Genomic DNA, 21,350 nt, shown 5'->3' with positions numbered 1-21,350 from the left:
CTAGGTTTATTTGGTATGCCCATTTTTAAAGATACCAAATATTTCGAGAGTTTTTTGGTTATATGAACGAAAGTTCATTGTGTTTCCATTCTTAAGTGGATAGGCATGGGGCATTCACAACTTTTTCTACATTTAGCGTAGAAACGATAAAATTAGTCAATCATTCGGAGTGGATGCTCGCGCTGCTATATGTATGCATTAGTATGTTAGGTGGTTTAATTATGTCTGGAATGGGCTATAAACTAGGAGAAATTCAATTTATGAGGTATGAGATGAAACAAAACGTTTTACAATCCAAAGGAGGAACAGAGTCATGACAGAGTATCATGCTTTATTGGTTGCCGTTGGTGGGTTTTGTGGAGCAATTACTCGTTTTGGTATCAGCAATTGGTTTAAGAAAAGAAATAAAACCTCCTTTCCAATGGCTACATTTATCATTAATATAACAGGGGCTTTTTTATTAGGATATATAGTAGGAACAGGATTGGATAAGAGTTGGCAACTATTGGTGGGGACAGGATTTATGGGGGCCTATACAACTTTTTCTACATTCAAGCTGGAAGCTATTCGGCTTGGTACAAATAAAAAATGGTTTCATTTCGTTCTCTATTTGGGAGCCACTTATACTATAGGTCTATTTTTTGCTTTTGTAGGAATGTATGTAGGGAAATTATAAACCTATAAATAAAACCAGCTGATTTTATCAGCTGGTTTTATTTATAATTCAATTTTTGACTTCATACGGTATGATACCAATATTTCCATGTCCAGAACCTGATATTCGTATGTGATATCCCTCTCCTTTAGGTGCTCGTAACTTTATAAAAAAGCTCTCATTCGGGTTATGGCTTCCCTTTACTTCAACTGAATCAAATACTTCATCGGATAAAAACTTCTTTTTTACTAGTTCATACTTAATTGTATGTTTTTCAGAATAAAGCGATTGAGAACCTTTGATACCAATTCCTTGATTTTCTACTGAAATATTAGGAATGTATGTAAACGGAATGTCTACACCTGTATGCCAATCATAGGAACTCTTTGCAATACTTACTGTGCATGCTATAAAGATACTCAATATCGTCAGAGCGAAAATACACACTTGTTTTTTTATCATGCTTCATCTTCTCCTTCAATCAAAGTACATGGCTTTCATTGAAAGAAATTTCTCTTTATTTATTTTGAAAAGGGTGTTGAAAATGGTTTAACCCCAATTCTTCCTCAATACGTAAAAATTGATTATATTTAGAAACACGTTCTGTACGTGCAACAGCTCCTGTTTTAATTTGACCTGCCATCATCCCCACTGCAAAATCTGAAATAAATGTATCTTCTGTTTCGCCTGATCGATGTGAAATCATAGTTTGATACCCAGCTTTTCTCGCCATTTGAATGGTTTGTATCGTTTCCGTAACAGTACCAATTTGATTCAATTTAATGAGAATAGCATTACCAATATTCTTTTCAATTCCTTGTTTGAATATTGATGAATTTGTTACAAAAATATCGTCCCCCACGATTTGAATTGCATCTCCTAATTTTGTTGTGAGTTCATTCCAGGAGTCCCAATCGTTTTCTGACAGGCCATCTTCAATTGAAATGATAGGATATTTTTGTACGAGCTGTTCATAATAAGAAACCATCTCAACACTAGATAAAGTCTTACCCTCAAAGTGATATTTCCCTTCTCTATAAAATTTACTAGCGGCGGATCTAAAGCAATTGCAATATCTTTTCCAGATTGATACCCCGCATCGTTCATAGCCCTTATTAAAAATTCAATTGCTTCTTCACTAGAAGATAGCCTTGGAGCAAATCCACCTTCGTCTCCTACAGATGTTACATAGCCCTCCTTAGATAAAAGATTTTTTAGTTTATGATAAATGTTTACAATAGATTCCATTCCTAATCTAAATGTCGGCCCTCCTATGGGCGTAATCATAAATTCCTGAATATCAATACCAGAATCCGCATGCCTTCCGCCATTAATCACATTAAAGAATGGTAATGGTAAACCAATATCCATCCCTCCAATATAACGGTATAGTGAATCTTGTTCAGAAGCAGCAGCGGCACGAGAAACTGCCATAGAAACTCCTAACATCGTATTAGCACCTAACTTACTTTTATTTATTGTACCATCTAATTCAATCATCAATTCGTCAATTTCTCTTTGACGAGTAGGAGTCATTCCACGGAGTTTAGGGGCTATGACATGTTGAACATTTTTTAACGCATTTAACACCCCATTTCCATTTAGCCGTTTTGGATCTCGATCTCTTAGTTCAACTGCTGCTTCTTTTTCTCCAGTAGAAGTTCCTGAAGGTACAGTTGCCCTGCCAATTACTCCGTTCGATAAGATACAATCGACTTCTAAAGTGGGGTTTCCTCTGGAATCAAATATTTCACGAGCTATAAATGTTTCAATCGTTGGTTTCATTGAAATTCCTCCTACATATAAAGTGAAGTCCAATTTTGTATACGTTTTTATATACAAAAAAATGACTCCTACCGATAGACAGAAATATTCCTGTCTATCGGTAGGAGTCATTAGCTATATAATAGCGATTATGGCGAACTCCATCGCCTGTTATAAAAATATGGATTGTCTTACATGGATAGAGTATAACAAAAGATAAAGGCTTATACAAATTTTTTCCATATAATTGTACCTAATTAAAAAGTTATTTACTAAATAATTATCAAAACTCTATATTCCCGGACTAAGTAAAAATCTTTTCTTTTGGAATGTTATACTTCATATTTTTTATCAATTACAATACCTGACATAAAAAGTACCTCCATCTATAAAAGAGTATTTTTTACCTGTAAGTTGTAAAACGTACCTTATAGCTTACGAAATAGTAATGATAATCAAATAATTTCCCTAGCAAAAAACAACCTGTAAACAACCCTAAAATATTGAATTCTATTATATATTTTTATCTACTTTAAATAAGATAACAGCAATTTCGATGTATTTATTACTCCTCTTTTATGAATCAGCATCTTTTTATATGATTACTTACATAATAAAAAACAAAGCAATCGCTGGACACGATTACTTTGTTTTTTTATTCATATCGTAGTGCTTGAATTGGGTCAAGTTTAGATGCTTTATTCGCCGGAAATACACCGAATACAACTCCAACTAATAAAGAGAAAACAAATGATAACAGCATAACGGGTATGGAATACGCTATTGTTGTACCTGTAGCTAGCGTAAATATTTGAGCACTAATTACCCCAATCCCTATTCCAATTATCCCACCGAATGAACTTAATACAACTGCTTCGATCAGGAATTGAAGCAGTATGTTTTTACGCTTTGCTCCAATTGCTTTTCTAATGCCTATTTCTTTCGTACGTTCTGAAACTGATACAAGCATAATGTTCATGATACCAATCCCGCCTACGATAAGAGAGATTGCTGCACTTCCGCCTAGCATTAATGTCATCGTATCATTGACAGATGATGCAGTTTCCATTAAATCTTTTGGACTTGATACGCTATAACTATCTGTATCACCTATGATTGAATTCATCGTTCTTTCAATTCGGGTCGATATGAAATTAATCATATCTTCATTTTCTACCTTTACATATGTTGTCCCAACATTCGTAGTGGCAGCTAAACGCTGTCCGGTGCTAAGGGGGACAATAATCGTACTATCTCCGCTTGTTCCTAATGAACTCCCTACTGATTCAAGAACCCCAACAATTTTATACGATGTTCCGTTTACCTTTACTGATTTACCAACCGGGTCTCCTAAACCGAATAATGTTTGTGCTGTGCTTGCACCAAGTACTGCAATTTTCGAATGATTTCCCTGATCCAAGTCTGCAATGAAGCGTCCTGATTGCAGTTTTAAATCACGGACATCTAAGTAAGAAGAAGTTGTTCCAATCATTGACACTTGTGTATTCGTTTTTTCATGTTTCACTGTTACTCTTCCTGACACTGTTGGTGCAATATCTTTAATACCATCAATATCCTGAATTTGTTTTGCGTCCGTTTCTTTAAATGTAGCATCTGAATCCGTAATCGATACCGTTAATACATTTGTACCTAGGTTACCAATTTGATCTTGTACCTCTTTGGTCGATCCCTGTCCTATCGCAACCATGACTATAACAGAAGATACGCCGATAATAATCCCCAGCATTGTTAAGAATGCTCTAATTTTATTCGCTCTTATGCTTTTCAGCGCCATTTTGAATGTTTGCAAACCATTCACCTCCATTCTCATAGAGTTGTCCATCGTGAATCCGAACGACACGGCTTGCTTTCTTTGCAACATCTAAATCATGTGTAATAAGAATAATGGTATGCCCTTGCTCATTTAATGCATTCATAATTCCTAATATTTCTTTACTCGTTTTACTATCAAGTGCTCCAGTCGGCTCATCTGCTAGTAGAATAGGAGGATGTCCAGCCAACGCACGTGCTATTGCGACACGTTGCTGTTGCCCACCAGACAATTGAGAAGGCAAATGGTTTCCTCTATCTGCCAACCCTACTTTTCGTAATGCTTCTAATGCCGTTTCTCTTCTTTCTCCTGCTTTCATGCCCCGGTAAATGAGTGGAAGCTCGACATTCTCAACTGCTGTAAGTTTCGCTATCAGATTGAAATTTTGAAATATAAAACCTATCTTTTCATTTCGAATCGTCGCAAGCTCAGAGCTTTTCATTTTCCCTATCTCTTCATTATCTAGCAAGTATTCACCTGAATCCGGTCGATCTAAGCATCCGATCATGTTCATAAATGTTGATTTCCCAGAGCCTGATGGTCCTATGATAGAGATAAAATCGCCCTTTTGAATATCGAGAGAAACACTTTTTAGAGCCATTACAGTTTCGCCGCCAAGTTCGTAGACTTTCTTCATGTTCTTTATTTGAATAATTGGCTCTACCATAACATTAACGCCCTCCTTGTCCGCCGCCAGCTGGAGCTCCGCCGTTAGATCTTCCTCCAAACTCACCACCAGGTCTTCCTTGGAAATTGCCGCCACCAAATCCTCCTTGAGAGTTTCCGCCAGGCATCATCATAGGTCCTTGAGAAGAATTCCCTTTAGATTGAACTCTCGGTATTTGCACCGTATCTCCTTTTGCTAACCCTTTTGTAATTTCTACATGCGTATCATTTGAAATACCAGTTTCTACTGTCACTTTTTTTGTTGACTGCGCTACATCGTCTGAAGATGTAGGAACTAGTACATATTTTTCATTTCCGTTTGTATGCACCGCTTCTACTGGGACGTATAATGCGCCTTCTTTACTTTCTATTGAGATACTTGCTTCAGTTGACATACCAATCTTCATATTTTTCGGATCTTCAATTTGTACAGTTACGTCAAATGTAGAAATGCCTTTGTCCGCTGTTCCTTTTGTTGCTACACTTATTACCTTTCCGCTGAATGTTTCATCTCCGAATGCACTCGCTGTTATTTTTACCGCTTGACCTTCTTTTACTTTCGGTACATCTAATTCATCAACACTAATCGTTGTTTGCAAAGCATTGTAGTTTGTTATGTGTGCAATTGGATCCGCAGCCTGTACAGAATCACCGCTTGCAACAGAAAGGCTTGTAATTGTCCCCGTTACTGGGGCTTGCAAAATACTTCCATCTGTAAAGGTTACAAGTGTTGCACCTGCCTCTACAACATCACCTTCTTTTACACTGACACTATCGGCTGTCAAACCATTTCCGCCACTTGCTTTATCTGAATTTGTACTATTGTTCCCTCTCGTTACAGGTGATGTATATCCATCTGCATCCTTCATACGAAGAAGAATTGTTCCTTGTGACGCTTTGCCGCCTTTTTTCACACTAACTGATTGAATTTCCCCGTCATATGGAGCCGTAACGACAGCACCATTTTTAAAGGTTACAAGCGTGTCACCTTTTTTCACTGTATCTCCAGCCGCTACACTTATAGTATCAACAATAAGAATTGTATCTTTCGCTGTTACATCTTGATCTGTATTTGCTGTAACTGAACCCGAACCACTAACTGCTACCTCCAGTTTTCCTTGTTGTACTGTCGTTGTTTGAGAAGCTGCCACAACACCTTGTGTTTTATCTGTTTTATGGAGAAAGAACCAAGCGCTCGCTCCTCCTATTACAACAATAATGGTTGAAATGATAATCCACTTTTTCAAAATTCTATTCTCCTTCCCATTGTTGAGTTTGCCCCGATTGTTCTTGCCCCGGCTGGAATTGACCATTACCATTATCCGGGAATATCTTATCGCGCCCTCTTGAGCCCATCTCTGAAAAATTCGGACTTTTACTTTGTTTGTAAACTACATAGCCTACTCCGATAGCTGCACACGTACTAATCCCTAAATTTACTATGAGTAAAATTTGTATTAACTTTTGTTTCGTTAGTTCCATTTTTTATTCCACCTCGTATATGTTTTTGGTAAACCTATTGTGACTTTCGTTCCTTAACTTTTTCTTAAAAATTCAACCTTACTTATACGTTCCCTTACGAAAGTTCCTTTTTGTAACCACAAAAAATTATACAGCTTAGACAAGAAATAACTTCCTCAATAAATTAGAGGAGGTTATTTCTAACCTTATATTTTATACCTCTATAAAAATATCAAACCATTCATTTCATTACATCGTATTTTAATTCACTTCTTTAGTGTGAGAAGTATGAAACACCCAATACCTCGATCCTACATAGTTTATTAAGCTACCAATTAAAGTTGCAGTCACTTTAGAGACAATTAAAGACTGCCCCAAGGTATCATACATACTTCTTAGTATTAGAGATACTATAATAAGACTTAAAAGATTAACACAAATGAATTTAGATGCTTCTACTACAACTCGACTTCTCTCTTGTTTAAATGTCCAAACCCTATTTAGTAAGTAACTGTTAGCTACACCACAACAATAGGAGATTGATTGGGCCAGTAAAATGGACACGTCTCCCATGACAAGTAATGAAAAGATTACTATATCTATGCCCGTATTCAGTATACCTACTATTAAAAACTTAAAAATTCGTATTAAATCTTTATTCATACGCTGGCTCATGTTTGATGGCTAATTTTTCATTTTCCTGTTCCCCATAAAACTCTCGAACAATATATAGAGGTCTCCCTTTTGTTTCATCATAAATTCGCCCAATATATTCACCAATAACGCCTAGCATAAATAGCATAAAGCCATTAAAAATTAGCATAATACTAATGATAGAAGGCCACCCTTTCATGGTTGCTTCAGTAAATAAAGTAAGGTATAGCACATATATAAAGTATAGAAGGCCTGAGCTAGAAAGAAGTAAACCCGAATAAATTGCTAACTTCAAAGGTTTATAAGAGAAAGACAGAATTCCATCTAAGCATAGCTTTACCATTCGTTTAAGGGGATACTTGGTTTCACCTGCTACTCTTTCATCTCGAACATACTCAATCGCTATTTGACGAAAGCCGATCCAACTAACTAATCCTCTAACAAATCTATTATTTTCGTTTATCTTTCTCATTTCTTTACATACCTTTTGATCCATAAGGCGAAAATCTCCCGTATCTACTGGTATATCAATATCTGTGGAGGCGCGAAGCACGCGATAAAACGTGCTTGCCGACCATTTTTTAAACCACGTTTCACCCTTACGCTTCATTCGCTTTGCGTAGACTACTTCATACCCCTCTTTCCATTTTTCAATCATTTGCAGAATTAGCTCTGGTGGGTCTTGCAAATCAGCATCAATAATGATAACTGCATCCCCATTTGCATAATCCATACCAGCTGTAATTGCAATTTGGTGACCAAAATTCCGTGAAAAATCTATAAGTTTTACTGTCTTATCACCTATCATATATTGCTTTATAATATCCGCACATTTGTCTTGGCTTCCATCGTTAATGAATAGTAATTCATACGTACCATTTGCATCTTTCATGACCCTTTTCAGTCTTCGATACGTTTCTTCAATAACAGCTTCTTCGTTATACATGGGGATGATTATTGAATAACATATATTGTTTCCCACTCTAACCACTCCTTTACAAAGTTACTTTATATAAAGTATTTGAGCGCCCAGGACCACCCATACTCATACCTTCTTTTCCGCCATTTTGTTTTGTATGCCACTCATCAGAAGGTATTTTCTCACCATTTTCTTGAATCCATTTTGTTACTTCAGAACTTCCCCCTCTCATTCCTTCATTTGAAATAAGGAAGTACTTTATTTTCCCACTTACAACTAACTCTTTTAATTCCTCAACAGAATACACTGGATCTGAACCAGAAAAACCACCCATCGTTATTACTGATTCCCCCTTATCTATAATGTAAGGAGCTGCGGTTTGATAACTTGTTGTAGCAAATAAGTATTGTTCACTGGTATTATTTTTCTTTAAATATGAAAAAGTTTTATCATCTAAACTCTCGTTATCCATACCTCCTGGCTTACTTCCTGGTAACCCTGAAGATTTTCTACTAGGGTTTGGAATTTGCATATGATCTTCTGGTGAAGCAGAATCTTTTTCAATATATTCCCGTTCAGTTGGAAGTCCGTTACCACCGGGTCCTCCTTGTCCAGAAAATCCAGGCATTGCTCCTGGAAAAGCTCCTTTACCATCAGCTGAACTTGGGCCTGCTTGTGGGAGCATACTATTTCCACCATATGTAATCGGCGTAGCAGCCCAATACAATGGTCCGATGAATAATATAAGTAATCCTGCAATATGCAGCGTAAAAGGTAATACAATCTTCTTATACTTGAACAAAACAAGTACAAAAGTCATGATAATTCCGGCTACTGCTATACAAAGTGGCCACTCAGCTCCAATGACATCACTGTAAGGATGCATGATATACCATTGGAAACCTGCTGTTCCTACAACTGCAATTGGCAATAGCCAAGACTTCCAACCAGTATTATTTTTATAATCCTCAAAAAGCTGTGCCGAACCAGCTCCAAATAGAGTTGCAATAGGAGCCGCAAGCATTATTAAATAATAGTGATGGAAAAATCCAGCAATACTGAAAAATGCCATAACTGGAATTAACCATGCGAGCCAAAAGACAGCTTCTTTATGTTTTAAGGTTATATTATTTCTTCTTACACTAGCCAATAAACTAATACTAGCAATAACAATAAACGGTAACAGCCAACTAGCTTGACCAGATAATTCAGACTGGAATAGACGGAACGGCCCTTTTTCTCCAGTTCCAAACATACCGCCTGCCATGCCACCTGGACCACCATTTTTACCTGTCGGTGGACCATCCCCTTTGTTTATTTGGAATCCTTGATTATCACCATTTCCTTGTGGTAAATTAGCTCCATTTTGATGATTATCTTTCTGCACTACTTCATTGTTACTTTCAGGTGTTTGAGATTGATCATTTGCATTAGGCATTCCTTCATCTGCTGGAACTTCCTGTTTACCATTCTCAGCACCATCATTTGGCATTCCCCACATATTATTTTGAGGCAATTGTTGATGTTCCTTCGCACCAGGTACTCCCTGATCCCCAGTAAGACGTGATATGCCATTGTAACCAAATGCTAATTCTAAAACTGAATTTGTTTCACTGCTTCCGATATACGGACGTTTGTTTTCAGGAATACTGTCTACAATTACCGCCCAAGAAAGAGAAATAACGAGCATGATAGCTGTTGCATCAGTAAGGAAACCAATCTTTTTTTTCCAGTTTACTTTCGCAGCTAAAAGATAAAAGAGATAAAAAGCAGGCAGTATCATATATGCTTGTAGCATCTTCATATTAAAAGCTATCCCAATTACCGCGAAAGATCCTAAAAGACTCCAAACACTTTCACGCTTCACACTTTTAAACAAGAGCCAAGTAGCTAACAAAAGAGTAAATACAAGCATGCTATCAATGTTATTTGTTCGACTCACTGCAGCTGCAATTGGTGTGCATGCAAAGGCTAAGGCACTAAGACGTGCAGCAACTACACCAAAAGAAGGTTTAACTAAAAAATAAATTAACAATACAGATCCTATCCCTGCCAATGCTTGAGGTAGAATTACACTCCAGCCGTGCAGCCCAAAAATATAGGCACTAATTGTTTGAATCCAAAATGCAACAGGTGGTTTATCTACTGTTACAGACCCAGCTGAATCGAGGGAACCAAAAAAGAAATTATGAAAGTTTTGCAGCATACTTGCCACTGCAGTCGTATAATAAGTATTCACATAATGATCCGTCCAAATATTATAGCTATTTAGAAAAAGTGCTAACAAGACTATGAATATTAGAGGAACATCCAATCGTTTTTTCAATTGTAAAAACATAGAATTACAACTCCTTAATCATTTTATAAAGTTAACTAGGCCCTGAATGTATTATCTTTCTTCTATCTGAAGTGGACTTGAAAGTAAGCTGAAAGTTTCCTGAATACATGAAATATCTTTCGTATGAAAAGAGAAAATGACAAAAAAACAAAAAACTACTAGGTATTTGAATGACTTTCAGCAAATTTTAAGCATAATCGTAGATACTAACAATAAGGAAGAAAAAGGAGGCATAGAACATGAACTCTCTTAAAGGGGTTAAAATATTAATAGTAGATGATGAACCACATATTTTACAGTTTTTAGAGATCGGGTTAATGAACGAAGGATATGTAGTAAAAAAAGCGGCAGATGGAATAAGTGCCATGAACTTAGTACAAGAATTTGAGCCACATGTGGCCATCTTAGATGTAATGATGCCTGGTACAGATGGGTTTGAAGTATGCCGAATGATAAAAAAAAGTGGCGCTCTTACTTCCGTGATTATGCTTACTGCAAAAGACGAAGTAGATGATCGAGTGAAAGGATTAACATTAGGTGCAGACGATTATGTGATTAAGCCTTTCAGTTTTGATGAATTACTTGCCCGTATACACGCACGTCTTCGTAATCAGTTTCCTAATTTATTCAGCGAAATTATTTATGGTCCTTTTAAAGTGGATGATCGTAGAAAAGAAATACGATTTAAAGATGAAATTTTGGAACTTTCTCCTACTGAATATGAACTACTTAAATATATTGTGATTAACCATGGGATTGTACTAAGTAAGGGTGTGATACTTGATAAAGTATGGGGGTATGATTTTCAAGGAGATGAAAATATTGTGGAAGTGTATATTCGTTCACTCAGGGAAAAACTGAAAGATAAAGAACACCGACTTATTCGCACAATTAGGGGATCGGGGTATCGTGTGGATCTATCATGATGAAAATAATCCAGTTCTTGAAAAACAAAAAACTAATGTCTCGTTCCTTACGAAAGCAACTTTTAACTCGAACATTATTTATTTTATCTCTTATTCTTTTAAGTATTGGCCTTTTACAATTTTGGGTAATGAAAGACTTCTTGTATAAAAATGAAGCCGAGACATTACGAGCGAAGATGATGTCTTTACCACCAGAATTAGATTTACTTCCTTTTAACTCAGAAAATAATGAAAAAAAACATCCTGATCCTAATCGACCAAGATTTCTGTTTTCACAAGATATTTCACTTGCAACTATCGGAAAAGCTGGTGATTATAAAGATTTCGCAGAGAGTACGGGCATGTCCTCGCTAAAGTTATCTAGTAAAGAATATGAAAAAATATTAGAACAGTTCTCGAATCGTAAACAAGTAACCTATAAAGTAGTACGTAATAAAGAGGGGATTGAGCAATTAATTGTTTTCAAGCCTATTCGGAGTCTTCCAAACGGTTCTGATGGAGATTTTAATCAAGTTCCTAATCAAATTCTTCAAATCGGAACAGATATTGCTCCTTTACGCGATGTTCTATTTCAGCAATTACTAACATTCATTGTTCTATCTGTACTAGCTTTACTTATCGGTTTAGCGCTATATTTACCCGTTCTAAAAAATACATTGATTCCTCTTTCTAACATTGTAAATGCAGTGAAAAATACGAATGTGGGGAATTTGGCTGAACGACTACCTACACACCAAGGGCAAGAAGAAGTTGACCAATTAGCTCTAGCATATAATGACATGTTGAAGCGATTAGAGGCATCCTTTCAATATGAAAGAGAAACAAAAGAGAAAATGAAACGTTTCATTGCCGACGCTTCTCATGAACTAAGAACACCACTTACATCTATTCATGGTTTCTTAGAAGTATTATTACGAGGCGCAGCTAATCGCCCTGAACAGCTTTATAATGCCTTAAACAGTATGCACGGCGAATCAAAACGCATTATAAAGTTAGTAGAAGATTTATTGTTTCTTGCAAAAATGGATCGTGAGCCTGGACTCCATTTATCGGAAACCAATCTTACCAAACTTATCTGGCAGATGAAACCACAGTTAAGCGTTTTAGGTGGAAATCGACAGATATCATATGATCTAACAGAAGGAGTAAAAGGCACTTATGATGCTAATAAAATCAAACAAATTATTTTAAACCTATTCCATAATGCCGTCCAACATACTGATTCGACTACAGGCAAAATAACAATTTCTTTAATGGTCTTAGAAAATCAAGTAGAAATATCCTTAAAGGACAATGGATCAGGCATAAAATTAGAAAACCTTCCTTATGTATTCGATCGTTTTTATAGAATTGATGATTCCAGAACAAGACAGCATGGTGGATCTGGTCTAGGGCTTGCAATTACTCAGACTATTACGCAAGCACATGGAGGAACAGTATCTGTAAAAAGTAGGTTTGGAGAAGGAACAACTTTTTACGTGTATCTACCGATAATTTCGCCATCACTAAAACAGTAATAAACCGGAGAGAAATGTAATTCTCCTCGGTTTATTACTGCATGTAATCCTTTACTTTTTACAATTTAAAAGTAAAGGATTATATATTAGATTCATTCAAGTACTTTAAAATTCATTCATATTGTAGAAATATCCATTTTAAGATAATGATACGATTCAAAATCTTCATTAAATATATCTGTAACTAGTTGTATCGCCTCAGTATCATAAAAACTCTGATATGTAGGTAGCCGAGGAAATAATGGATCAGTAATGTCAGCTTCAGCATAGTTTCCCTTATGAATCATCTTAGGCGCCTGATGATGCAATGATTTCGTTAATGGGTCTAGTGAAATAGACTGTAAGTTATATTTTGTTTCTATTTTTGAAATTTCATTAGAGAAATCTTCTAAATATATATAGTTGGTCACAAACTCTTCTTCTTCTTGAATATATTGTTGGGAATAGTGTGGATTAAGATAGTCAGCATCTGCTCCGTTTGCGTGAAGATAATGTAAAAAATGTTTAAATGATATTTTCTTTTTGCATGTACTATCGTTATAAATAAAATTTTTAATGGGTGCCCATTCTGGATTTTCTATACCCGGTGGAGCAATAAGCGAAACAAAAGAGCTTACTGCTCTTTGGTAAGGATTCCGTACTAATTTTAGCGTATCTTTTTCTCCTTTTAGAAGTTCTCTTGACAATTTCGTTGTATAACCTGCTTTGCTTTTATATACATCATATTCATAATTATGAATGAACGGATTATACTGCATTGCAACTTCATATAATCCTATCTGGGAAAAGAACCAATTTGCAAATGAGGTACACCCACTCTTTTGACTCCAAAATAAAATTAATGGGAAATTAGGATGAAAATGAGGAGCGCGTGCTCCAAATTCAATAATTCTTTTTACTTTTTCATTCATTATAAATCCCCCTTTTTCTCCATTTTTTAACCTTCATTCTAAAAACCCTAGGTATTTAGAAATTTATTTAATCTATTTTTTAATGTACTTTTATCATAGTTTATATACTGCTTTGCTATGTTACGTATAGGATCACCTGCACAAAAACGTTCATATAATTCATGTTTAGATCCCAAAGGACTTCCTATTATATCCCATGCCAGTTTAAAAAGCTTTGTTTTATATTCTGCGGAAATATTAGCTCCTTTAAAATATCTCTCTAATAGGTGTGATAGCGGACTTTGAAAATCCTCCACACTAGAAGGTAATTGTATGAAGCCTCCAGCTCCAATAAGTTGTAAAATTTCTTGCTGTTTCAATGTATTTAAAATTAGGTAAATATGTTTTATGTTCATCTAACTTCCCTGCTCTTTCTAAAGAGAGTACAAGAGCCCTGATCGTTCCGATTTGCATAATAAGCTCTGCAAGCTTTTCTTGAACATATAGATAAGAGTCAGCGCCAATCGTTACCGCCATTTCACAAGCAATTGCGGTAACGATTGTTAATTTTATTAATAATTGAGCAACCGCTTGGTGATAAGCTAAGTTTGGACAGCCTGTATAAGCTCCTGTTGATTATATATTTGTGAAGAATTAAAACTCTGCTGTATAATTTCAAGAAACCTCATGATACATATCCCTCTTTTATCGAAGTTTGATATTATTTCCATTTAGAATGGTAGCGTACCTTTCACAATATATTTATTCAACTTTTTGAAATACTTTCATTGAAACATTAGCAAATAAGTAAACTAAAGAATTATTTTTTTTCATCTCTTTAAAAATTAATGTATACACCCATGATTAATTACTAAACTTTGCTAACATAAGATTTTCACCTGTGTACAGAGTAATTTTCAGTAATTTCAGTGCTGCTTTTTGCTATAAGCCTGTTATCTTATATCTATACACTAATTGGCACCATCACCGTTCCGCGTTTTAATAAAAGACTGTAGGAAAACAAAATGGGCACATTGGACTTACATTCGGAATAGGTATATATCAGGGGAGAATGTTGCTTTAAGGTTTTTAAATATATTAAATGGTACTAATCAATGTTTAGAAAGTTCGCCATATGTATGAAAAATCTCTTATTTTCAATTACATGAATTGAATAGGCGATGGAGTTCGCCATAACCGCTACTTAGCTAATGACTCCTACCAGTAGAAATTTACTGGTAGGAGTCTGTTTTTTTGTCAAAAAATTGGAGAAAGGAGTAGATTTTTGATGAATCCTAAAGTAAAAGAAGCTCACGAAAATTATATAGGTAATTTGTTTACACTAGGAGGTTCAACATTTTTTGTGATTGGTTTTTTCATAGCTGCAGGAGCGGCATATAAAACTTATAAACGATTGACTAACAAAGAGCAGCAATAAGCCTTAGTAACTATATTTAGAGCGAGTAAAGTACATTCCAATATAGTTTCCCTTTTTATCAATTCCAAAAATCGTTAGATTTAATTAGAGGATTGAATTTATGTAACACTTTTATGATCTTCCGTTTATTATTTCTTGAGGGAAATTTGTTCGGGTTACTTATTAAATCATCAATTATCTTTTTTCCGATTCCTGTTTTTTTCATAAGCCATTCTTCCTCTATCTCGTGTTTATATAAAAACCTACCGAACGTTGTTTTTTTCTTTTTAAATTCCATTAAAATATTCACTCCTTATTCATTTACTTATGTGTGATATACAAAAAAATGACTCCTACTGATAAACATGAAAAAGCCTCGTTTATCAGTAGGAGTCATTAGCTATATATAGCGGTTATGGCGAACTCCATCGCCTATTATGAAAAGAGTACATTTACTATACGTATCTCTATTCAAATGTTATTCTACATCTAATAAATTTTCATAAAACATGGTTGTTTCGTTAGAACAAATAGATTTTAAATACACATTATAGAATATTGATAAATATGTAAATAAAAAAATGAAAGATGAGTTATTTTATTTATCAACCTTTATCGATGGAATTTAAATTCCAATTATGGGAATCTGCAGGTAACCCTGTGACTAACATTGTTGGTCAACTATATAACATTCCCTTTCAGAAGGTCCTGCTCCCCTAGTCAGGGCTTTTTGAATTTAATAATAGTGCATTATTAATTTTTGATTAACATATAAATACTATTTTCTTGCAATCAATATTTTGAAATTTTTTATATGTAAAATGAATCTATCCCATAATGAAAGTGGATACATACCTCCTAATTGATCCTCTATTAGATAAAATTCTTTCAACCATTCAGGTAGTGCACAGCCTGTGTTGCTTGTTTTCCAAAATCCAATTCGTTCTAACACTAATTCAACACTCATCCGTACCAAACAATAACAATTGAAACTTTGACTGCTATATCTCAACTACTTTATTTGTCCTTCATGTTTAATGAGATAGATAAATCTATTAAAACAAGTTCTGTTTTCCCTAAATGACTGCAGCTTCTAACCCGAATTTTTGTTTTTTTAGGTAATAGAACAATATTAAGTTTATGACCTTTCCACATTTTCAAAGTCCCATCGTCGCTAGTAATATTTTTTGCGTAGTCGAGAGAATTCTTATCTATTTTCATATATTTTACTTCTATATTATTGATATCTCATAAATATCTAATAATAAATCACTTCTTGCAATTTAATTATTTTGAATTTTATTTTGGGTTATACTAAGAAAAAGAGTCGAATCTCCTTTAGGCTATGTTATTACAAAAAACCAATTCTTGTATGGTAGAATTGTTTTTTTGTAATTTATTCACTATAAATCTCGCAACTAGTTTGTTTTTTGCTATTTCTCATTAAAATTCATTTATGTTATACTTTTAAAAAGAACGTAACAGTGTCAAGTCTCTTCTAGGTATAAATACCTTGTCACTGTAATTTTCTCTTGTGTCTTCTTCTTGCATCTTAAAAGAGCCCTAATCTCAGCCATTAGGGATTGTGGCTCTTTTACTTTCTTTATATAATAAATTTGAGAGAAAGCTCTTCAAGTTTTACAATTAATTATTTTTTTATATTTCCTTTTTACGCTCACCTCGAAGATTTATTTTTAATGGGTAATACTTAATCTCCTGTCTTCGAAAATCAGAATTGATTGGTATGATTCCATGAATCCTTTAATTTTAGGGTCTTCAGAATTAATAAAACAAGTATTATGCGTTTCCATATACTCTTGTATTTCATTAAATTTCTCCCTATCTACAATATACATATAGGAATATACTTGTTCACCATCCATCTTGAAAGATTCAGAAAGCTGGAAGGCCTCTTCGTACTTCTCTTTAAAGTATTTTCTTGCTTCTTCACGGCTCGTAAAACCAGGAATTTCTACTTCTTCTTCTCGACTAATCCATAACTTAAATGGCATTTTATCGACCTCAATGTAGTTATTTTTAGTAAGTTTTCCTTTGTATCTTATAGTATCATTATAGGATATTGTCTTCGTAATTTCTATTTTAAACCAGGAATATTCTGTATTTAATTGGATATATCAAAATAAATATCTTGTCTTTTGGAATAACACCTTTACATAAGAAATACATAGTTATTACTATATTTCTATCCATATATGTTGTAGTTCAAAATACAAGATAAAAGATAAGTGTTTCCAGGAGAATACAAAGTCTGCAGCTGTTACAGGTGTTCCATTTGACCATTTGGAATCTCTTAGATGGAATGTGTATGTTTTTTTCTTCACTTACTTCATACGATTTTGCCACACCAGAAATTACTTTGATATCTTCCCCTAGTATGTACAGACCTTCAAACACATTCCACATTACATTCATTGTTGGGTCTCCGCTATATACGGTAAATGAATGGACTGTTTTGTTTCATTCTTGTTAGTTGCTTTTGCATTATTTTTTGTCTCTTTTTCTTCACTACTACAAGCTGTTAGTAGCAGACTCTTTCCTATAATAGCAGCTACAACTGATCTAACTCTTTTTGACATCTTACTTTCTTTCTCTAAAAGTATTCTGTTGCCTTTTAACATCATATACGTAATACCTAAACATTAAACCTCTTATCACTTTACCATTAAAACCGTAGCATTCTAGAGATTATTGTGTCAATCACTAAATTTATTTTATATTTGGTATTATTCTTTTCAAAAAAATATGCGAGAGAAAAATAGTGCATATTATACTTTTGTGTAACTTTTTATTTATGCTCACATACTATAAAACAGTATAGTCTCCGTCGTAAAAGCACCTGCGGAAACAGGTGCTTTTACTGTGTAACATTCTAGTAGGAACAAGCATATAGTAAAGTATGGGACAACCCTCCGTTGTTTCATATTCACTCATGATTAACTCCTTAACAGATTAAGAGCATCTATTAGCATAGGTGCTCTCTTTTTAATATGTAATAAAGTTTGTTTGTAAAATGTACTATTCAATGTCACAAAGAAAAGACATTTATATATAGGAATCTTGTTAACAAAACATGAATTTCATACGCTAACAGGTACCACCAGAATTTTTGGTCTCCCACGCTAAGAGCGTGCAAGATTTTATACAGTTTTTGTGCTAATCCAGTAACGAATAATATCCCTAAAACCGCACTAGGATAGGAATGTAAAAAAAGCATAGCTCCATAGAACAGAAAAAGAAGACTTCCTTGTGAAATTAGGTTTCTTATTTTCCCTCTCTACCGATAATAGGACGTTATGTTAACTTAACTTGTATACAATATACAAATCAAATCACAACACATATTAGTCCTTCTAAATGGTACAATAAGGAAAAAAGGGGGCTAAATAATGCCTTTAGAAACCACTATTTCTTGCATCATTATTGCAATAATCATTGGTGCGCTATTTGGAGGAATTATACGTATAATTCAGCGTAACAATAATCACAAAAAACAAGATCCAATTGAGCAAAAGTTAGATAAAGTTATTCAACTGTTAGAAAAACAAAACAAAGATTGACCTTACCTCCAAACAGAAGTGTTTTGCTATGGCGTTTTATTTCATGAGAGAAAGTGGGAAAATTATGGGGAAAGAAATACTGTTTGATAATGAAGGTGTGATTCTAAAACTAAATGGGATAACAGGATTACTTGCATTAAAACTAAAATTAAAAATGCCTTATAACACGATTAAGAATGTGTATGTTGACTATTTTGATGCTCCACAATGGATGCTTCGTATGCCTGGAACATCAATTTCCTCTCTCAATATTATTGAAGGAAGTTTTAAATATGCTGACGAATGGTACTTTCTCTCTTATGAAAATAGAGTCCCTCTCGTAATGATTGAATTAGAATGTCATGAAAAATATAAATATGTCTTTTTTGAGATTAATGACCCTACCAAAATAGCCGCAGATATTAGAAAACATATAAAAGATTTGTAATTGTTGTTGCACCTATCAATATATTACTTCCGCTAACGATAATTATGTAAATAAGCTGTCCAAGTGGACAGCTTATTATTTTTTTGCTTAGCGTACAAAATTTGCGCTTTGTTGGGGGTACGTCTAGATGTCTGTTCTTAATTACATGCAATAAGAAGAATGAACTTACTTAACTAATTGTTGCTGGAGTTGTGTAATTAAAAGTTCCGCCCCTTCAGGACTTAAAACGATTTGACCATTTGCCAATGATATATTTTTTTCTGAAATATCACCAGTTATTGCACAAGCATCATAAGTTTTGTATTTCTGTAAAATGATCTTTTCTTCTTCTACAAATATTTCTATAGGATCTTTTTCTGCAATTCCTAACGTTCTTCTTAACTCTTTCGGAAGAACAATTCGCCCTAATTCATCTATTTTTCGTGTAACACCAGTTGATTTCATGTTTATACCACCTTATATTTTTTTATCTAATAATCATATATGAACAAGCGAATTTAATGTTTTTTCTAGCATCCTCTGCATGTAATAGTTTAATTATATCTCTAAATTCCTTTTTCGTCTTTTATCTTGTTTTTTCTTTCTTTATAATCTAGCGTAAGTCATTATTTTTTCTAGCTCACTTTGTATGCGTTATAATCTGTGGTATAACATTTTTTCTTCCTGTATATATATTCCTTTTTGTAATTAAATTGTTAGAGATTCTATAGAAATGCTATTATATATCTATGAATAAGTTATTTCCGTTTTATCAAATAAAGGAGCGATTACTGTTGAAAATGACAAAAGGAGATGCAATACTTCGCTTACTGACAGAAATCAAATTAGAACTGAAAGAAACAAAAGAAGCTATTGAAAAGCTGGATGAGAGAATAGCTAAAATAGAAAAGCAAACACTTCCAACAAATGCATCTAAACACAATTTAAATACTCGAAAAGAAAAAGATTGGAAATATCCTTCTAAGATGAAATGAATAAGAGGGATATTTTTCATTTAAAAATATGTGGAAACAAGCAGAACGCCTAGAAAAGGTATCTTTCATCATTTAATTAAGATGTACAATATAGTTTGTACGATGAACATGATTTTCTTTCTTACTACCATACAAAAGTTGTCCCCTAGCTCTTGCTAGGGCTTTTTCTATGCACAGTATTAATTGCATCTTGTGTACACACACGTTATAATAGTCACCAAATTACACATAACGAGGTGCAAAAAATGAATAAGACAGAATTAATAAAAACAGTAGGAGAAAAAGCAGTACTTACACAAAAAGATGCAGCTGCAGCAACACAAGCTGTATTAGATACGATAACAAGTGCTCTAGCCAACGAAGAGAAAGTACAAATTCTTGGATTTGGTACATTCGAAGTACGTGAAAGATCTGCACGTACAGGGCGTAACCCACAAACAGGTGAAGAAATGCAAATTGCAGCTTCAAAGGCACCTGCTTTTAAAGCAGGAAAAGAATTAAAAGAGGCAGTGAAATAATTACACATAGTCCAAAGGGTTTGATATTCATATCAGCCCTTTTTACTATTGCACTTATACATAAGTTTCATTTGCAGTTATATAGTATGTTGTATTGAACTTTTAACTGATAATCTTCCATTATTATTTAATTTCATGTTAATTTCACAAAAATAAGTACACCCACTAATGAATGTACTTACTTCCAAAACTTCCACCAAGATTTCTTTTTCGCTGCTGCTATTTCTTCCTGGGCTAATATAATAGTACGTTTTGCATCTTGAATCTCCCTGACCATCTTCATAAGATTATCGTCCCTTAGTTCTAACCTCTTTTCTATCCTTTCTTCTCGTTCCATCCGATCTTCCATATCTTCTCTTATTAATTTATTTCTTTCTTTAATGTCTTCTTCTATTAATTTATTTCTTTGATCCATACGATCACCTAGTCTCTTTTCCATTTCTAAAATTTTTGCTTGCTGCACCTTATTAATTTCTTCTATCATAGCGCTATATTGTTGTTGGAATTGATATTGTATTTGATAAGGAACTGAATCTAATCCCTGGGACTCCTCTTTCATATTATGGATTCCAAACTGCTTCGCAATCCTTTTTGCAGCTTTTTCTAAAGTCAGACCATCTTGCTTACTCAACTCTACTAACTGTTCAATAAGTACAACATCAAACTCTGAATATTCCCTTCTCCCTCGATTATTTTTTCTTACATCATACCCTTCACGTTCAAGGACATCCGAATACTTTCTAAGTGTGCTACCACTTACCCCTAAACGAGTATATACTTCACTGCTGGTATATACTACCTCTGCTTCTGACATA

20 protein-coding genes, 4 pseudogenes and 3 riboswitches are annotated in these 21,350 nt (G+C 34.2%); of the genes and pseudogenes, 9 read left to right on the top strand and 15 right to left on the bottom strand.

The genetic code is table 11. The annotated features are described in order from the left end of the window. Positions 1-107: 107 nt before the first annotated feature. A pseudogene (locus ACS2CR_RS28065) lies at positions 108-317 on the top strand (CrcB family protein); the annotation flags it as partial. Further along, the gene (gene crcB, locus ACS2CR_RS28060; RefSeq protein ID WP_144489443.1) at positions 314-676 is read left to right on the top strand and encodes a fluoride efflux transporter CrcB; all 363 of its coding nucleotides are present in this window, start codon (positions 314-316) and stop codon (positions 674-676) included. The pseudogene ACS2CR_RS28065 and the gene crcB, both read left to right, overlap by 4 nt. Before the next feature lie 48 nt (positions 677-724). Here crcB and ACS2CR_RS28055 read toward each other — a convergent pair whose 3' ends face one another. The 9 genes and pseudogenes from ACS2CR_RS28055 to ACS2CR_RS28015 form a co-directional block, all read right to left on the bottom strand. Continuing rightward, on the bottom strand, positions 725-1,117 hold the full coding sequence (locus ACS2CR_RS28055; protein WP_144489442.1) for a hypothetical protein: 393 nt from the start codon (positions 1,115-1,117) through the stop codon (positions 725-727). A gap of 55 nt (positions 1,118-1,172) precedes the next feature. Next, a pseudogene (gene eno, locus ACS2CR_RS28050) lies at positions 1,173-2,440 on the bottom strand (phosphopyruvate hydratase). Positions 2,441-2,534: 94 nt separating this feature from the next. Next, positions 2,535-2,597, bottom strand: a riboswitch (Fluoride riboswitch). Between the two features lie 477 nt (positions 2,598-3,074). Continuing rightward, the gene (locus tag ACS2CR_RS28045; RefSeq protein ID WP_374050082.1) at positions 3,075-4,229 is read right to left on the bottom strand and encodes an ABC transporter permease; all 1,155 of its coding nucleotides are present in this window, start codon (positions 4,227-4,229) and stop codon (positions 3,075-3,077) included. Beyond that, positions 4,186-4,917 (bottom strand): ABC transporter ATP-binding protein, encoded by a 732-nt coding sequence (locus ACS2CR_RS28040; protein ID WP_153602827.1) that lies wholly within the window; start codon positions 4,915-4,917, stop codon positions 4,186-4,188. The genes ACS2CR_RS28045 and ACS2CR_RS28040 overlap by 44 nt, the downstream gene beginning before the upstream one ends. Before the next feature lie 4 nt (positions 4,918-4,921). After that, positions 4,922-6,163 (bottom strand): efflux RND transporter periplasmic adaptor subunit, encoded by a 1,242-nt coding sequence (locus ACS2CR_RS28035; RefSeq protein ID WP_153602826.1) that lies wholly within the window; start codon positions 6,161-6,163, stop codon positions 4,922-4,924. A gap of 4 nt (positions 6,164-6,167) precedes the next feature. Beyond that, positions 6,168-6,398: a hypothetical protein gene (locus tag ACS2CR_RS28030; protein WP_153602825.1), complete on the bottom strand. Its 231-nt coding sequence runs from the start codon at positions 6,396-6,398 to the stop codon at positions 6,168-6,170. A 240-nt stretch (positions 6,399-6,638) separates the two neighbouring features. Next, positions 6,639-7,040 carry a GtrA family protein gene (locus tag ACS2CR_RS28025; RefSeq protein WP_153602824.1) on the bottom strand — a complete coding sequence of 134 codons (402 nt, stop codon included), beginning with the start codon at positions 7,038-7,040 and terminating at the stop codon, positions 6,639-6,641. Continuing rightward, entirely contained in the window at positions 7,033-8,013 is a 981-nt protein-coding gene (locus tag ACS2CR_RS28020) for a glycosyltransferase family 2 protein (protein WP_309567855.1), read from the bottom strand. Before ACS2CR_RS28020 ends, ACS2CR_RS28025 begins: the two co-directional genes overlap by 8 nt. A gap of 13 nt (positions 8,014-8,026) precedes the next feature. Beyond that, complete coding sequence (locus tag ACS2CR_RS28015; RefSeq protein WP_153602823.1) at positions 8,027-10,288, bottom strand: glycosyltransferase family 39 protein; 2,262 nt, start codon at positions 10,286-10,288, stop codon at positions 8,027-8,029. A gap of 239 nt (positions 10,289-10,527) precedes the next feature. Here ACS2CR_RS28015 and ACS2CR_RS28010 point away from each other — a divergent pair, with 239 nt between their 5' ends. Both ACS2CR_RS28010 and ACS2CR_RS28005 read left to right on the top strand, forming a co-directional pair. After that, entirely contained in the window at positions 10,528-11,214 is a 687-nt protein-coding gene (locus ACS2CR_RS28010) for a response regulator transcription factor (protein WP_153602822.1), read from the top strand. Next, a complete protein-coding gene (locus ACS2CR_RS28005; protein WP_309567854.1) occupies positions 11,211-12,731 on the top strand; it encodes a sensor histidine kinase in 1,521 nt (506 codons plus the stop codon). The genes ACS2CR_RS28010 and ACS2CR_RS28005 overlap by 4 nt, the downstream gene beginning before the upstream one ends. A gap of 116 nt (positions 12,732-12,847) precedes the next feature. Here the strand turns inward: ACS2CR_RS28005 and ACS2CR_RS28000 are convergent, their stop codons facing one another. Next, complete coding sequence (locus ACS2CR_RS28000; protein WP_153602821.1) at positions 12,848-13,642, bottom strand: sulfotransferase family 2 domain-containing protein; 795 nt, start codon at positions 13,640-13,642, stop codon at positions 12,848-12,850. Positions 13,643-13,689: 47 nt separating this feature from the next. After that, a pseudogene (locus tag ACS2CR_RS27995) lies at positions 13,690-14,230 on the bottom strand (4-hydroxyphenylacetate 3-hydroxylase C-terminal domain-containing protein); the annotation flags it as partial. 559 nt (positions 14,231-14,789) lie between these two features. After that, positions 14,790-14,849, top strand: a riboswitch (Fluoride riboswitch). Positions 14,850-14,909: 60 nt separating this feature from the next. On the opposite strand from ACS2CR_RS27995, the gene ACS2CR_RS27990 reads away from it, so the two are divergent. Next, a complete protein-coding gene (locus ACS2CR_RS27990; RefSeq protein ID WP_186314999.1) occupies positions 14,910-15,059 on the top strand; it encodes a hypothetical protein in 150 nt (49 codons plus the stop codon). 359 nt (positions 15,060-15,418) lie between these two features. After that, positions 15,419-15,480: riboswitch (Fluoride riboswitch) on the bottom strand. A 1,252-nt stretch (positions 15,481-16,732) separates the two neighbouring features. Here ACS2CR_RS27990 and ACS2CR_RS27985 read toward each other — a convergent pair. Beyond that, on the bottom strand, positions 16,733-17,050 hold the full coding sequence (locus ACS2CR_RS27985; protein ID WP_153602820.1) for a hypothetical protein: 318 nt from the start codon (positions 17,048-17,050) through the stop codon (positions 16,733-16,735). Between the two features lie 237 nt (positions 17,051-17,287). Then, positions 17,288-17,635 (bottom strand): annotated as a pseudogene (locus ACS2CR_RS27980) (ABC transporter substrate-binding protein); the annotation flags it as partial. Positions 17,636-18,445: 810 nt separating this feature from the next. Here ACS2CR_RS27980 and ACS2CR_RS27975 point away from each other — a divergent pair. Together ACS2CR_RS27975 and ACS2CR_RS27970 are read left to right on the top strand one after the other, a co-directional pair. After that, the gene (locus tag ACS2CR_RS27975; RefSeq protein WP_144489434.1) at positions 18,446-18,616 is read left to right on the top strand and encodes a DUF4083 family protein; all 171 of its coding nucleotides are present in this window, start codon (positions 18,446-18,448) and stop codon (positions 18,614-18,616) included. A 64-nt stretch (positions 18,617-18,680) separates the two neighbouring features. Next, a complete protein-coding gene (locus ACS2CR_RS27970) occupies positions 18,681-19,043 on the top strand; it encodes a hypothetical protein (protein WP_153602819.1) in 363 nt (120 codons plus the stop codon). Positions 19,044-19,208: 165 nt separating this feature from the next. On the opposite strand, the gene ACS2CR_RS27965 is transcribed toward ACS2CR_RS27970, so the two are convergent. After that, positions 19,209-19,487, bottom strand: coding sequence for an AbrB/MazE/SpoVT family DNA-binding domain-containing protein (locus tag ACS2CR_RS27965; RefSeq protein ID WP_144489432.1), 279 nt, complete (start codon positions 19,485-19,487; stop codon positions 19,209-19,211). A gap of 335 nt (positions 19,488-19,822) precedes the next feature. On the opposite strand from ACS2CR_RS27965, the gene ACS2CR_RS27960 reads away from it, so the two are divergent. Together ACS2CR_RS27960 and ACS2CR_RS27955 are read left to right on the top strand one after the other, a co-directional pair. Continuing rightward, the gene (locus tag ACS2CR_RS27960) at positions 19,823-20,017 is read left to right on the top strand and encodes a hypothetical protein (RefSeq protein WP_153602828.1); all 195 of its coding nucleotides are present in this window, start codon (positions 19,823-19,825) and stop codon (positions 20,015-20,017) included. A 245-nt stretch (positions 20,018-20,262) separates the two neighbouring features. Beyond that, positions 20,263-20,535: an HU family DNA-binding protein gene (locus ACS2CR_RS27955; protein WP_153602818.1), complete on the top strand. Its 273-nt coding sequence runs from the start codon at positions 20,263-20,265 to the stop codon at positions 20,533-20,535. Between the two features lie 178 nt (positions 20,536-20,713). Here ACS2CR_RS27955 and ACS2CR_RS27950 read toward each other — a convergent pair whose 3' ends face one another. Then, positions 20,714-21,349, bottom strand: a complete 636-nt coding sequence (locus ACS2CR_RS27950; RefSeq protein ID WP_309567805.1) for a DUF3967 domain-containing protein — start codon at positions 21,347-21,349, stop codon at positions 20,714-20,716. Between the last annotated feature and the right edge of the window lies 1 nt (position 21,350).

It is taken from the genome of Bacillus cereus group sp. BceL291, from assembly GCF_051776705.1.
In the GTDB taxonomy this organism is placed as follows: domain Bacteria; phylum Bacillota; class Bacilli; order Bacillales; family Bacillaceae_G; genus Bacillus_A; species Bacillus_A cereus.
This window is presented reverse-complemented; position numbering and strand designations above follow the sequence as displayed.